This is a genomic window from Chryseolinea sp. T2 (assembly GCF_037203685.1).
Lineage (GTDB): Bacteria > Bacteroidota > Bacteroidia > Cytophagales > Cyclobacteriaceae > Chryseolinea.
In genome coordinates this window covers 1-15,319 of record NZ_JBBCAU010000010.1, presented here as the reverse complement: position 1 = coordinate 15,319, position 15,319 = coordinate 1, and the positions used below count along the sequence as shown (strand labels likewise).

Annotated in this window: 12 protein-coding genes; 10 read left to right on the top strand and 2 right to left on the bottom strand. The window is 48.7% G+C overall.

Annotated elements, in window-relative coordinates:
• Positions 1-791: 791 nt before the first annotated feature.
• Positions 792-1,970, bottom strand: a complete 1,179-nt coding sequence (locus WBG78_RS26595; RefSeq protein ID WP_337329559.1) for a hypothetical protein — start codon at positions 1,968-1,970, stop codon at positions 792-794.
• Positions 1,971-3,286: 1,316 nt separating this feature from the next.
• On the opposite strand from WBG78_RS26595, the gene WBG78_RS26590 reads away from it, so the two are divergent.
• From WBG78_RS26590 to lepB, 7 genes are all read left to right on the top strand, one after another.
• Positions 3,287-4,912 carry a CTP synthase gene (locus WBG78_RS26590; RefSeq protein WP_337329558.1) on the top strand — a complete coding sequence of 542 codons (1,626 nt, stop codon included), beginning with the start codon at positions 3,287-3,289 and terminating at the stop codon, positions 4,910-4,912.
• A 20-nt stretch (positions 4,913-4,932) separates the two neighbouring features.
• Positions 4,933-6,750 carry a membrane protein insertase YidC gene (yidC, locus tag WBG78_RS26585; protein ID WP_337329557.1) on the top strand — a complete coding sequence of 606 codons (1,818 nt, stop codon included), beginning with the start codon at positions 4,933-4,935 and terminating at the stop codon, positions 6,748-6,750.
• Positions 6,751-7,226: 476 nt separating this feature from the next.
• A complete protein-coding gene (locus WBG78_RS26580; protein ID WP_337329556.1) occupies positions 7,227-8,000 on the top strand; it encodes a ParA family protein in 774 nt (257 codons plus the stop codon).
• Positions 7,997-8,926, top strand: coding sequence for a ParB/RepB/Spo0J family partition protein (locus WBG78_RS26575; RefSeq protein ID WP_337329555.1), 930 nt, complete (start codon positions 7,997-7,999; stop codon positions 8,924-8,926). Before WBG78_RS26580 ends, WBG78_RS26575 begins: the two co-directional genes overlap by 4 nt.
• Positions 8,927-8,944: 18 nt before the next feature.
• The gene (locus WBG78_RS26570; RefSeq protein ID WP_337329554.1) at positions 8,945-9,565 is read left to right on the top strand and encodes a DUF5683 domain-containing protein; all 621 of its coding nucleotides are present in this window, start codon (positions 8,945-8,947) and stop codon (positions 9,563-9,565) included.
• A gap of 260 nt (positions 9,566-9,825) precedes the next feature.
• Entirely contained in the window at positions 9,826-10,533 is a 708-nt protein-coding gene (dapB, locus tag WBG78_RS26565; protein ID WP_337329553.1) for a 4-hydroxy-tetrahydrodipicolinate reductase, read from the top strand.
• 123 nt (positions 10,534-10,656) lie between these two features.
• Complete coding sequence (lepB, locus tag WBG78_RS26560; RefSeq protein WP_337329552.1) at positions 10,657-11,811, top strand: signal peptidase I; 1,155 nt, start codon at positions 10,657-10,659, stop codon at positions 11,809-11,811.
• A gap of 241 nt (positions 11,812-12,052) precedes the next feature.
• On the opposite strand, the gene ung is transcribed toward lepB, so the two are convergent.
• Positions 12,053-12,715: a uracil-DNA glycosylase gene (ung, locus tag WBG78_RS26555; RefSeq protein ID WP_337329551.1), complete on the bottom strand. Its 663-nt coding sequence runs from the start codon at positions 12,713-12,715 to the stop codon at positions 12,053-12,055.
• Between the two features lie 175 nt (positions 12,716-12,890).
• Here ung and apaG point away from each other — a divergent pair, with 175 nt between their 5' ends.
• The 3 genes from apaG (at position 12,891) to WBG78_RS26540 (ending at position 15,157) form a co-directional block, all read left to right on the top strand.
• Complete coding sequence (apaG, locus tag WBG78_RS26550) at positions 12,891-13,277, top strand: Co2+/Mg2+ efflux protein ApaG (RefSeq protein ID WP_337329550.1); 387 nt, start codon at positions 12,891-12,893, stop codon at positions 13,275-13,277.
• Positions 13,278-13,516: 239 nt separating this feature from the next.
• Positions 13,517-14,176 carry an O-methyltransferase gene (locus tag WBG78_RS26545; RefSeq protein ID WP_337329549.1) on the top strand — a complete coding sequence of 220 codons (660 nt, stop codon included), beginning with the start codon at positions 13,517-13,519 and terminating at the stop codon, positions 14,174-14,176.
• 57 nt (positions 14,177-14,233) lie between these two features.
• Positions 14,234-15,157 (top strand): chromosome segregation protein SMC, encoded by a 924-nt coding sequence (locus WBG78_RS26540; protein WP_337329548.1) that lies wholly within the window; start codon positions 14,234-14,236, stop codon positions 15,155-15,157.
• Positions 15,158-15,319: the final 162 nt, after the last annotated feature.

Below are 15,319 nucleotides of genomic sequence, written 5' to 3'. Positions count from 1 at the left end.
TAAAACGACAAACCAATCTCATTCCGACACGATTTGTTGTCGTTGCAAACTGTTTGATGTCTCAAGCAATAAATGACTTAGTTGATGTTTACGTGGTTTCTTATCAGATCAGGTTTCGCTAACTGTTACAATGACCAGCATCTTGTCTCAAACTTTAAAACTAACGGGCGCAAAACTGGCATCTCTGCGAAAAAGTAATTCTTTAAAATGATCGCTTTCATTGCATGCATCTTGTGAATACAGGAATTTGCTAATCATTGATAAAACGCACGCGCAATCCAAATTATTTAATCCTCATTCACTGCGCCGGAATCGGATAATACATTGAGTTAGAGTAATGACGAACCCTTCAACTTAAGAGAGTAATAGGTAACCAATCTTAATCAACATTTTTTTTAGCGTGCACACTTGGACGTATTGAGAGCATTCCTTAAGCGTATTCTTACATGTTATAAGTACGCAACAAAAATGAAGACCATTTTTGCTGATTTTGTAGAAGCTCTACTATACCCACCTGCTAATACGCAATTGTCAATGGTTGATAGGTGGTGTTCCAGCAACGGATAGGTATATGTTGGAAACACAAAAAATTGACTGCTGGAAATGTTCTAATAATTCCGAGCAAGCAAACAATGGCAAGGATAACATGAAGTAGTTCCAACTTAATCTGACAGTTCGCCTAACTTAGAAGTGCACACCATTCATGATTCACATTTCTGAACGTCGATGAAGTGTTATTAATCGATCTGCGCCAGTTAATAATGGTCGCCCTTAATTATGATTGAAAGAACTCACCACAACGACAGTTGGTTGGGTGCCTCTTCCACTTTTTCCTTCGTGTCCTTATTATCTGATACTGGACTTGAAGTCACTTCACGAACGTCGCTGACACGCTCATTAACTTGAACTGTAACCGGGTCACCGTCATCTGAAAGCCGTTCAACGTCGATAGCAACTGATTCCATAGCGACCTCGATGGGGTCCGACTCACTTTCAAAAGGGATTGCTTGAACTTCAAAAGATATTGGCTCACCAGCCACTGGTTCACCCTCAGCCTGGATAGCCCTGCCGTTGACTGCGGCCGGCTCAACCTCAGCCGTAACGTTCTCAACTACTACTTCGTCAATTTCAAAAGGTGCCGGCTCAGTTTCCTGACGGACTGGTTTAACGTTTGAGTCGGCTTCTATTCTTAGCGCGACCAGATTATCTTCAGGTGTTGCCGGTTCGCGCACCGCAGCCACAGCTCCTTGAACAACCTCGCCCGATACTGCTATCTCATTAGTCAGCACCGCCTTCACAAAGTCCATTCCTTTCAATCTCAAATTCCCGCTCACGAAACCCTTCGTGATCGCCTCACACTTCAGGCATAAGATGATGGTTGCGGTTTTTAGTGGAATCGGTAACGCAAACCGCGCCTCTTTATCGGTGAGTTCCAATTTGATAACCTGTGTTCGCGTGTCTGCAAACTCATTCCTATCGTCAATAAAGATCCCGATCATGGTAGCCTGCGCAGCCTCAACTGTTTTGATGGCATCCGTGAACTTAAGAGTCATGCCCTGCACAACCATCTGCAAATGAGACCCCTCCTCGCTCTTAGACAGCTCAACGTCCCTGAAAGTCAGGGTATGATGTAACCGGTGCTCTTTGTGAATAGCAACTTCATTGACGACACTCCGGAAGTCTATCGGACGCTGTTCCTTAATAAACGCATGAAAGTGCTTCGTTAATCGCGACCACAGAGTGCCATCCTTAATATCGCGGTTGAATGGCCGGACAGCATCATTGATGACCGCGGCAAATGGATTTGCCAGTTGCAGTCTCGCCCTCGCATCATTAAACGCCTGATTCACGGGCGCCGGCTTATGGGTTCCCCTCTTCGCACGCTCATGCCTGCCCCAGGTAGCACTTTCAACTACGATCTTTCCATTAGACGGACGTTCATGCGGCAGTAAAGGTCTTCTTCTTGGCACGATATTGTATTTAAAGAATTATCTTGCAAAGATAAGTATGCATATGCATCGAGCAAACTTATAAAGACATTATAGAGAGGTTACACAGAGCATACACAGGTTTTATACCGATATTTTAGGTACATCCACCCCTCCTCCGAATCACTTCCATATCTTATCCATCCAGTCAGTCCCCGTCCGCCGTTTCTCTTTCCGACACTGCACCCAGCCCCGATTGAAAAGTGCATCCCGGATGCTTCGTAGTATACGATAATTTGGATCCTCGAGACCACGACCCGAAGGGTCGATTTGAGGACATGGTCTGAGCGACCTTATTTTACGTAATAAACCCCTACACAACTCGCCGCCAGATAATTCATTGAACGAGCACGCCCCCTCGATCCCACCGCCGAGTAAAATCCAGTCGCTCAGACCATGTCCTCAAATCGATCTTCCGCCGGGCCTCAACCTGGGCTTCGCGCCGAAATCTGTTGATTCGAAAAAGTCCGCAAAGCGGCTTGCTGCAACACTGGTCGCAACGCGAACAGTGTTGCTCCCTTTGTTCCCCGGTTCTGGATGAAGCTTCAAGGTCTGCGCGTGAAAGTTGCAGGCTGTTTCCAAACAAACATTGCGGTATAGAGTCGAGCAGGAGGCTGCGTGTAATCTCCCCCGGCGGAAGGTCGATTTGAGGACATGGCGACCTTATTTTACGTAGTAAACCCCGATACAATTCGCCGCCAGATAATTTCCTGAAACGAGCACGCCCGCTCGACCCTACCGCCGAGTAAAATCCAGTCGCTCAGACCATGTCCTCAAATCGACCCTTCCGGGCCTCGAACGTGGCCATCGCACCGGAATCTGTCCGTTCGACAAAAACCGCAAAGCGGCTTGCTGCAACACTGGTCGCAACGCGAACAGTGTTGCTCCCTTTGTTCCCGGTTCTGGATGAAGCTTCAAGGTCTGCGCGTGAAAGTTGCAGGCTGTTTCAAACAAACATTGCGGTATTAGAGTCGAGCAGGAGGCTGCGTGTAATCTCCCCCGGGGCGGAAGGTCGATTTGAGGACATGGTCTGAGCGACCTTGTTTTACGTGGTAAAGCCCGACACAATTCGCCGCCAGATAATTTCCTGAAACGAGCACACCCGCTCGACCCCGCCGCCGAGTAAAATCCAGTCGCCCAGACCATGTCCTCAAATCGACCCTTCCGCCGGCCCCGAGCGTGCGCTCACACCGCAATCGGTCGCTTCGAAACCATCCGCAACTTTCGCGCGCAGACCTTGAAGTTTGCCCCCAGAACCATACCTTTGCCAGCGATTTTTCAAATCCAAGGGGGAACCTATGTCCACTACTAAGTACATCTTCGTAACCGGCGGCGTTACTTCATCGCTGGGAAAAGGCATCATTGCCGCATCCCTGGCTAAACTGCTGCAGGCCCGGGGATTCAAAGTCACTATTCAAAAACTCGATCCTTACCTCAACATCGACCCGGGTACCCTCAACCCGTATGAACATGGCGAGTGCTATGTTACCGACGACGGCGCCGAAACCGACCTCGACCTGGGGCACTACGAGCGCTTCCTCAACGTACGCACTTCGCAGGCCAACAACGTCACGACTGGACGCATCTATAATAACGTCATCACCAAGGAGCGAAAGGGCGAGTACCTCGGAAAGACGGTGCAGGTCATTCCTCACATCACCGATGAGATCAAGAGAAACATCTTCTCTCTCGGCGAAACGGGTGAGTACGACTTCATTATAACAGAGATCGGCGGATGCGTGGGTGACATTGAGTCACTGCCATTTATTGAAGCCGTCCGCCAGGTTAAGTGGGACCTCCCCCCTAGCAATTCATTGGTAATTCACCTTACATTAATACCTTATCTGAATGCAGCTAAGGAATTAAAAACCAAGCCCACACAGCATTCAGTTAAAGAACTTTTGGAGGCCGGAATTCAGCCCGATATTCTCGTTTGCCGTACTGAAAAACCACTTCCCCTGGAGATCCGCAAGAAGCTGGCACTCTTCTGCAACGTGCACCTCAACTCAGTTATAGAGGCCATGGATGCCGACACGATTTATGACGTGCCGATGCTCATGCGCAAGGAGAAGCTCGACGAACGCGTACTCGCCAAACTTAAGGTAAGCTCACGCGAAGAGCCGCAGCTCGATAGCTGGAAGACATTCCTGGGCAAATTGAAGAACCCGCTCAACGAAGTCACCGTAGGCATTGTAGGTAAGTATGTTTCTCTACCCGATTCATATAAGTCTATTGCCGAAGCCTTTGTGCACGCTGGTGCGCAGAACGACTGCAAGGTGAACGTGAAATGGATTTCATCTGAGGAAGTTACACGTGAATCGGTTGCCGATATCCTGTCCAATCTGGATGGCGTACTCGTTGCTCCCGGTTTTGGCGAACGCGGCCTTGAGGGAAAGATTGAAACGATCCGCTACGTCCGTGAACACAAGGTTCCCTTCTTCGGTATCTGCCTGGGCATGCAATGCGCGGTGGTTGAGTTTGCCCGGAATGTGTTGGGTCTTGAGGCAAGCTCTACCGAGCTGAATCCCAAGACGAAGAATCCCGTCATCGATATGATGGAAGAGCAGAAGAAAGTTACCAACAAGGGCGGTACGATGCGTCTCGGCATCTACGACTGCAAGCTTAAGAAAGGATCAAGGGCCTATGCTGCTTACGGCGAAGGACTTATCCACGAACGTCACAGACATCGCTACGAATTAAACAACAAGTACCTGGAGCAATTGGAACACGCCGGACTCAAAGCTGTTGGCGTCAATCCAGACTCCAACCTGGTCGAAGTGGTGGAACTCAAAGACCACCCCTGGTATGTTGCTGTTCAGTACCATCCGGAATTGAAGAGTACCGTGCTCAATCCGCATCCGCTCTTCGTGCGCTTCGTTGAGGCAGCTATACAATATAAGAAGAGCACTATCGTCAACCTTTAATAATTGATCTCGCACGCATAATGGATAAGAACTCAGCCATCGGCCTTACGCTCATTGCCCTTTTGCTTCTCGTGTACTTTTACTGGTTCGCACCAACCACGCAACCTGTGCCGCCTACAAAACAGTCGGTGCCGTCGCTGGCCGAAACCAAATCCGACACCCTGAGAGGCGAGCCAGCTCCAGCAGCGGATAGCCTCCTGGTTGCGCAGCTAGGTGTTCTTGGTTCGTCACTTGAAGGAACAGAGACCACTACCCGCGTGGAAACCGAAGATCTTGACATTACCTTTTCTAACCGCGGCGGTATCATCAAAGACCTCGAGCTCAAGAAGTTCAAGACCTACCACAAAGCACCTCTTAAACTCATCACGCCTACTTCCAATGAGTTCAGCCTTAGAACTTCAGTGAATGGACGCGATCTCGACCTTTATACACTTTACTATCAGGTAGATCAACAGAAATCAGGAGACACCACAATTGTTAACTTCTCCATTCCGCTCGCCAATGGTAAGAAATTCGTCCAGACTTATAAGATCCCTGCACAGGGTCACGAGATAAAGTACACCATTAAAGGTGGTTCCGAGATCATATCAGGCGAGAACCTGAGCTTTAACTGGGTAAGCATTCTTAAGCCACTGGAAAAGGATCTTGTCGACACCCGTGAAAACAGTACCATCAATTACTACTCGGATGAAGATGGCTTCAGCAAGCTGGATCCCCGCGCTTCAGGTACTGAAACTGAAACTGTAACAGACCCGCTTAAGTGGGTGACTATTAAAGAGAAGTTCTTCCTTCGCGCATTCATAACCAGTTCGCAATTCGGAGGCGGTCAACTTGAGACCAACGTCAACGAAAGCGATCCTTCCGTTGTAAAACGTGCTAACGTAAAACTTAACGTTCCGAAGTCTGCCTTATCCGATGGCACCTACTTCAAGTTCTTCTTCGGCCCTAATGACTATCAGAAGATTGGCAAGGTGTCCGACGGCTTCGCGAAGAACGTTTATCTGGGATGGCCTCCCATCTATTGGATTAACAAGTTCATCATCTTCCCGGTGTTCAACCTGTTAACACAGTTCATCTCCAACTATGGTTTGATCATCATTATCCTGGTGTTCCTCCTGAAGCTGGTATTGTTTCCGCTTTCCTACCGCTCCTATTTGAGCATGGCGAAGATGCGTGTGCTGAAACCAGAGCTCGACGAAATCAAAGAACGCGTTGGTGAAGACATGACCAAGGTGCAGCAGGAACAAATGAAGCTGTACTCACAGGTGGGCGTGAATCCAATCAGCGGTTGCGTGCCGGTGTTGTTGCAGATGCCTTTGATCTTTGCGATGTTTTACCTCTTCCCTGCCAGCATCGAGTTGCGCCAGCAGCCTTTGTTCTGGGCGGAAGACTTGTCGACGTACGACTCGCTGATCCACTTCTCTTTCGACATTCCTTTCCTCGGTAATCACCTCAGCTTGTTCACGTTGCTGATGACGATCTCAACTTTGATTTATACGTGGCAGAACAATCAGCTAAGTGCTGTCCAGGGTCCAATGAAGTCTGTATCCTATGTGATGCCGGTGATCTTCCTTTTTGTGCTGAACCGTTTCTCTGCAGGTCTTACTTTCTACTACCTGATCTCCAACCTCTTCACCTTTGCCCAGCAGGCAATTATTAAGCGCTTTGTGGATGAGGACAAGATCAAGGCCATCATGGAAGAGAACAGGAAGAAGATTGCGGCCGGAGGTGGAACGGCGAAGAAGTCCAAATTCATGAGTAAGCTGGAAGACGCGATGAAGGCCGGTGAAGAGGCGAGGAAGCGTGCGGATGAGGAAAGGAAGAAGAAGAAGAAATAAAGGCCAAATTGATAATTGATAATTGATAATTGACAATTGAGAATTTTGGAGCCCGCTTAACGCGGGCTTTTTTTATCGAGTTTTGGAAATGTGTAGTAAGGGAATCAATTTCAGCGACAAGTGCATGTAGGGGATAGAAACACCTATTATGAACTTAAGTAAAGTTTTAATAGCATCGCCAGTCACAAAACCCAACGTTAAACGGGCCGGCAGGCCCCCCAAATTATCAATTGTCAATTATCAATTATCAATTCGCCCCCGGGTTGTTCCGCATCCCAGGCTCCAGTTATTAACGGGCCGACAGGCCCTCCCAAATTATCAATTATCAATTATCAATTGTCAATTATCAATTGGCATTGTGTTGACCGAATGTTGACAACCTGTTCCACGCTGTTCCACGCCGGCATACCAATTCTTTTATCTTTGTGCGCCTCGACCGGTTGTCGGGGTTTATTTTTTGAACTTCAGCAGAAAGCATGGGAAAGATAATCGCGATTGCAAATCAGAAGGGCGGCGTCGGCAAAACCACGTCTGCCATTAACCTCGCCGCCAGCCTGGCGGTGCTTGAGTTTAAGACCTTGTTGGTGGACGCCGATCCTCAGGCGAACTCAACCTCCGGACTTGGCCTTAATCCCAAAGACGTTCGAACCGGCATTTATGAGTGCATGGTAGATGGCATCAACGCAAAAGATGCGGTCGTAACCAACGAACTGAAATTTCTCGAGGTGCTTCCATCACACATCGACCTCGTGGGGGCCGAAGTAGAAATGGTAAGCATCGAACGCCGCGAAGAAAAGATGCGCGATGCCCTCGCCCTGGTTAAAGACCAATACGATTTCATTATAATAGACTGCTCCCCTTCACTCGGCCTCATCACCATCAACGCGCTAACGGCGGCTGACAGCGTGATCATCCCGGTGCAGTGCGAATACTTTGCATTGGAAGGACTGGGCAAGTTGTTGAACACGATCAAGATTATACAAACACGTCTCAACCCCCGGCTTGAAATAGAAGGCATACTTCTGACGTTGTATGATTCGCGCACGAGCCTGAGCAATCAGGTGGTCGAAGAAGTACGAACCCACTTCTCGAAGATGACTTTTACTACGATCATCCCACGTAACATTAAATTGAGTGAAGCACCAAGCTTCGGGTTGCCCGCCATTGTGCATGACGCTGAAAGTAAGGGCGCCATCAGCTACCTGAACCTGGCCCATGAAGTCCTCGACAAAAACGGCATCTCTAAATGACAAAGAAAAAGGCCCTCGGCCGTGGCCTTAGCGCATTGCTAAGCGACACCCCGAACGACGATAATCTCGAAGTAGACAACCTGCCCACCAGCAAGGTGGGTGCTACCCATACGGCATCGGAGATCACTCATGGTATCACCGAAATCCTGCTGGATGAAATTGAAGTAAACCCTTTCCAGCCACGCTCCCACTTCGACCAGTCGGCCATTGAAGAACTGGCAGAGTCGATAAGGGTACATGGCATTATCCAGCCGATCACGGTCCGCCGTCTCGCGGAGCGTCAGTATCAGCTCATCTCTGGCGAACGTCGCTTTCAGGCATCGAAGCTGGCTGGATTAACAGCCATACCGGTTTATCTCAGGTCTGCCAACGACCAGCAGATGCTGGAGATGGCCCTGATCGAGAACATTCAGCGCGAGAACCTGAACGCGATAGAAATTGCGTTAAGCTATCAGCGGCTGATGTCGGAGTGTAACCTAAGACAGGAAGAGCTCGGCGATCGCGTTGGCAAGAACCGCTCTACAGTTACCAACTACCTCCGGCTCCTCAAGCTTCCACCCGATATCCAGATCGCAGTACGCGACAACAAGCTGTCGATGGGTCACGCCCGCGCCATCATCAATGTGGAGAACGCCGACCAGCAGCTCTATATCTTCAAGAAGGCCATGGGTGAAGAACTGTCGGTTCGGAAGGTTGAAGAACTGGTTCGTGAGCTATCACAGAAAGCACAGAGCGACAGCGAGAAGGCCGCGGCCCCGGCTGCCCCTGCTTCACGTGAGATCGCGCAGCTTCAAAGCAAATTATCGAGCTACTTTGGCACGCGAGTTGTCGTGAAAAGCGACGGCAAGAAAGGCGATATACGCATCCCATTCCTTTCCGTGGAGGACCTGAACAGGATTCTCGACATTTTGAAACTATATTCGTAGCGATTTTTTAAACGATTCATGAGGACAGGATTGCTTGTTGGTTTCATACTCTTCTTCGGACTGCAAGCCCTGGCGCAAGACTCCCTCATCGTAAAACGCGACAGCGCATTGGTTGCCGGCGACAGCACCTTCGAAAAGGCCGTTGCCGATACAGTACTGTTAAAGTCATATGCCGCTCGCTATGATCCGAGGAAGGCCCTGCTCTATGCTGCAGTCGTTCCGGGCATGGGCCAGATCTATAATAAGAAGTATTGGAAGCTTCCCCTTGTATATGGAGGGTTCATTGGTTTTGCCTATGGAATCAACTTCTACCAGAAGGGATACATCAAGTATAAGAACAAACTCTACTATAATCTGGAACACGGGTTCGAACAGGACGGGGATTTTAACCCGGAGGACAACCCTCCTTATACAACGGGCAACTATCGAAAAATCGTCGACCAGTATAAACGACAACGCGACTTCATGATCATCCTTATGGCAGGGATGTATCTGCTGCAGATCATCGATGCCCATGTGGATGCTCACTTGAAAGAGTTCGATCTCAATCCCAATCTTCAGGTATCGGTAGAGCCCGTTCTGGAACAATCGGCAATGTTGGGTTCTCAAAAGGGATTTACCGTCGTCCTCAAATTTTAATTCGCTCCCATCACCAACGTCATTCCCAAATCGTGGGTAGAGACGCAATGCATTGCGTCTCCGGCGCAAAACATTGCGTCTCCCGCACAATACATTCCCACCATACATTCCCGCACCATGCATTGCGTCTCCGGCGCCGGGATATGAATCTTCCCATGAACATTTCGGTTCAAAGATATTGCGCGCCTCAATCGCATATTTGCATCGAAACATTCCTTGTTACAACCTAAAAAGTTGCATTTTTGGCGCAACTACAGGTTATGAAAATTATATTACTCGGTTATGGTAAGATGGGACGCACCATCGACCGTATAGCTCAGGAACGTGGCCACGAAGTCGTTGCCCGGATTGACATCGACAATCCAGAGGCTCTTGAAACCGCTGACGGCGATGTAGCAATTGAATTCTCGCATCCTGAAGCGGCGTTTGAAAACGTGCGCCGATGCCTGCTGAAAGGTATACCCGTGGTATGCGGCACAACGGGATGGCTAAGCAAAAAGACCGAGATCGAGGCGCTCACTAAGGCGAATGATGGCACCTTCTTCTACGCATCCAACTACAGTGTCGGCGTTAACCTGTTCTTCAAGGTGAACGAATACCTCTCACACATTCTTTCCGCATTTCCCGAGTACGATGTACGGATGGATGAGATCCACCATATGGAAAAGAAGGATGCACCGAGCGGTACCGCTATTACACTAGCCCAGGCAATCCTTGAGCACTCGAAAAGGAAGAAGCGTTGGGTAAACGAAAAGACCGGAAAATCAGAGGACCTTTACATCAGCTCCTTCCGCATCGACCAGGTGCCAGGAACTCACATTGTAAAGTATGAGTCCATGATCGACGACATTGAAATCAAGCACACGGCCCATTCCCGCGAGGGGTTCGCCCGTGGCGCCGTTATGGTCGCAGAATGGATCATCGGTAAAAAAGGCATCCTGACCATGGATGACTACCTCGATTTCTGAAACGAAAATCCACTTCCCGCATTCGATTCCCCCTAAATTCTGCACCTGCCGGCCTCTCCATCAGAGGTCAAGGGCAGCTCAATAATTTTGCTTTTATTTGCACGGTTTTTTATCGGATAAACTATGAACTGGCAGTTTTGGAAGAAGTCGAAGGCTGAGGAAGCTCCCAAGCCCAAATCGAAGGTTAGAGAATGGTGGGACGCGATCCTCTTTGCCGTGGTTGCGGCAACTTTGATCCGCTGGCTCATCATGGAGGCCTACACGATCCCGACACCTTCTATGGAGAACTCACTGCTGGTAGGCGACTTCCTCTTCGTGAGCAAGTTCCATTACGGAACCCGCACCACAACAACTCCGCTTCAGGTCCCGCTCACCCATCAGAAGATCTGGTTTACGAACATTCCCTCATACCTCGAGTGGATCAAGTTGCCACAATACCGCCTTCCTGGATTCTCCAGCATCAAACGCAACGACGTCGTCGTGTTTAATGTGCCGCCGAGAGGTTTGAATGAAGGTATCGACTACCCAGTCGACCTTAAGACGAACTATATCAAACGCTGCGTTGCCATTGCCGGCGACACCATCTCTGTTCGAAACAAACAGGTATTTGCCAATGGCGTTGCGGAAGAGAATCCTCCCCAGATGCAATACAGCTACGTGGTGATTGCCGATGGTCCTATCAATGACCGCAACTTAGAAAAGCTGGACCTTGGTCCTGAAGATTATCAGATTGCCGGCCGCCAGCAGGATGGCAAATTCGTTTACAACATGTTCCTGACAACAGAACGCGTCAACGAACTGAAGGCCCTGCCATTCATCAGGTCTGTGACTGAGGACACCCGAAACACCGACGATGGACTTATCCCCTATTCATCGTATTACGATTGGTCTGGTACTGGTAAGAAATATTCGAGCTGGTCGGCGGACAACTTTGGTCCACTGTGGGTACCAAAGAAAGGCGCTACCATCGCTATCAACGATTCGACGCTTGCCTACTACGGCACTACGATCAGGTTGTACGATCACAACGACGATGTAAAGATCGAGCAGGGCAAACTCTTTATCGACGGCAAGGAAGTAACGGAATATACTTTCAAACAGAATTACTACTTCATGATGGGCGACAACCGTCATAACTCCCTCGACTCACGCTTCTGGGGCTTCGTCCCCGAAGACCACGTCGTCGGCAAAGCCTTCTTTATCTGGCTGTCACTCGACAACCATTCAGGCTTCTTCAACAAAATCAGGTGGAGCCGGTTCTTTAAGATTATCAGATAGGGGGCCAATTGATAATTTACAATTGATAATTTACAATTGATAATTGATAATTGATAATTGATAATTTTGGAGGGCCGTTTGCGGCCCTCTTTTTTTAATGTCGGGTCCTTTTTGAATCCTGGTCGCCGCCAAACCAATCAATACCCTGAAGTCTTTCCAAATCAGTTTTAGTAAGAAAAAAAAAGGGCCGACAGGCCCTCCCAAATTATCAATTATCAATTATCAATTATCAATTATCAATTTACCACTCGATCTCCTCCTGCCCCTTCGCCTTTAAGTAAGCGTTGGTTTTGCTGAAGTGCTTGCAGCCGAAGAAGCCGCGGTCGGCGGAGAAGGGTGACGGATGAGGCGACATCAGAACCAGGTTATTGTTGCGGTCTATGATCTCCCCTTTCTTCTGAGCATACGCTCCCCAGAGCAGGTAAACGATGTTCTGCCTTTCTGTCGAGAGCTTTCGTATAACTTCGTCAGTAAACAATTCCCATCCTTTGTTCTGATGCGAGCCAGGTGTCGAGGCCCGAACGGTAAGTGTGGCGTTCAACAGCAGCACGCCCTGTGTGGCCCATCGCTCAAGGTCTCCTGATGCAGGAATCGGCTTACCGATATCTGCTCTGATCTCTTTAAAAATATTGAGGAGTGAAGGCGGAAGAGTTATTCCTTCCCGCACCGAGAAGCATAGACCGTTGGCCTGGCCGGCACCGTGATAAGGGTCTTGCCCTATGATCACAACTCTTACCTGGTCGAAGTCACATTCGTCGAACGCTCGGAATATTTCCTTTCCGGGAGGGTAAACAGTTTGAGTCGAATATTCCTGGCGGACGAAGTCGGCCAGCTTTTGAAAATAAGGTTTCGTGAATTCGTCGGCGAGGCGACTTTTCCAGCTTGATGATATTTTGACGTCCATGTCCCGGTTAAAAGGGTCCGGGCCAAAAGTACGTCTGCGCGGGATAACCGCAAACAATGATGTCAACGGATTAAATCGACGTTTGGCGCCCTATTTGCAGCTCTCCGGCAGGAAATTCCAATGAAAACTGTACGTTAATTATAGGAATTGTAAAAAATTTTTACTTTTGATCCATATGGTAACCGAGATAACCAAAGGCATAAAGGTTAGTGTGGAGACTGAATACCAGCCAGCGTATTCGAGTCCCAGTCAGTACCATTACGTATTCACCTATAGAATCACCATCGAAAATCATAGTGAATACACCATCCAGTTGCTTCGCCGCCACTGGCACATCTACGATGCCGGTTTCAGTCAGCGGGAAGTCGAGGGTGAAGGTGTAGTCGGACAACAGCCGGTGTTGGAACCGGGCCAGACACACCAGTATGTGTCAGGCTGCAATCTTAAGTCCGGTATTGGTAAGATGATCGGCAATTACCTGATGGAACGCGTCGTTGACGGTGTTACCCTCCAGGTTAACATTCCGGAATTTACGATGGTCGCGCCGCTCCGACTGAATTGAGTCACCTCTTCTTTCAAATCCGTTCCTTCATAACGCACTGGCTAAACGCCGTCGACGCTCATTCGATTCACTCTCCGTTTTTTTACGATTTCTATACGAAGGTCGTACTCGATCCTGGCAGTACATCATCCGTTCAAACCGATAATCATAAGGGAAGTGCGTCAGCTATAAAAGCTAATGATCATATCGGGAGTGCGTCAGCAATTCAGAGCGCTGATCAAATCGCGGGCAGGTCAACAATGCAAAGTCATAATCATATAGAGAAAGCCAGACGATCACTACTCTCTGATCATTCGATCATCGAAGTGACCGACCTCGGTGCTGGTTCCAAACATGCGTCGGGATCAAAAAGGCAAGTGTCACAGATAGCGAAACATAGTTTGAGCAGTAGCCATTACAGTAAGATGTATTATCGTGCACTTACTCACTACCATGCACGACATGTCCTGGAGTTGGGCACGTCACTTGGTGTTAACACGATGTATCTCGCCTCTGACCCCGAAGCGAATGTCACTACCATTGAAGGCTCGCCTGAGATAGCTCGCCTCGCATCCTCTCTTTTCGAAGAACATAAGCTTACCAACATCCGCGTTGAATGCGGAAACCTCGACGAGATCCTGAGCGGCATTGTCGATCGTGTACCCCGTATTGACTTCGCTTTTCTGGATGCCAATCACCGGCTCGCCCCAACTCTCGCCTACTTCAAAGTTATTATCTCGAAGACACATGCCGGATCAATTGTCGTGCTTGACGATATTCATTCGAGTGCAGAGATGGAAGCAGCGTGGACAAGCATCAAACAGGACCCGGCAGTGACAGGGACTGCTGACCTTTACCGCTGCGGATTCGTGTTCTTTGAACCGTCACTTAACAGCCAACACTTCGTTTTACAGAATTAGCCATTGAAATGCATGTAAGAAAACCTATTTTTACACAGTATTTCTATTTTTTAAACTATGGACGGAAACTCATCGGCTCACTCCCCGGAGCCTAAGAAAAGCAACAAGAACGCCATCATAATCGCCCTGCTTTCACTGGTTATTGTTATCCAGTTTATTAAGATCTATCTCGACTCACAGGAGAAGACGGAGATCAAAACCGAGCTCACCTCAACGGAGCAGGAACTCGAGACCAGCAAGCAGCGGCTCACAGAGATCAGCGCGGAACTGGATCAAAAGATCGCAGAAGTTACCAAACTCGGTGGCGACGTGTCGGATCTCGAAAAGGCGAAAGCAGAAATTGAAACCGAACTGAAGCGCACGCGCCGTGCAACCGGCCAGGAGATTAAAGCGCTCAAAGATAAGGTCGAAGGTTACGAAACACTCTTGAAGGTTAAGGACGAAGAGATTGCACATCTTCAGTCGGTGAACAAAGAGCTCTTCACAGAAAATACTTCGCTGAAGACTCAGAAGAATCAACTGGGAGATTCCATAAACCGGCTGAGCCAAAGCAAGGACGAACTTGCCGGCAAGGTAGCGATCGCTTCACAGCTCAAAGTTGAGAATGTTAAGATTGTAGGCCTCACTGAAAAAGGGAAGGAACGCGATTCACCCTTCAAGGCACGTCAGCTGAGCCAGCTGAGAATTGACTTCAATATTGCTGAGAACAAGGTTGCCCCTGTTGAAGGCAAGAAGATCATGATCCGCATCGTTGACGAGAATGGACAGGTACTGTTTGATGTTGCCAAAGGATCCGGAACATTCCTCCTCAATGGCAAAGAGGAATTCTTTACGGAGTCACAGGAAGTTCTGTTTGACAATACCCGGCAGAAGTTGTCATTCATCTATAACAAAGGATCGGAATATGCATCGGGCACTTATCGCATGGAAGTATATACTGACAACTACATGATGGGTGGTGGGGAATTCGTCGTGAAATAATTGATAATTGATAATTGATAATTGACAATTGATAATTAGAGACGGCCCCAGCAGGGGCCGTTTTCGTTTGAGGCTCTCTGAATGTGGCCGGGAATTTTGACAGTTTGTAAATATAGTTTGGCTCGATGAATTTTGTTTCGTTGAACCAAAACGGAAGCAGGC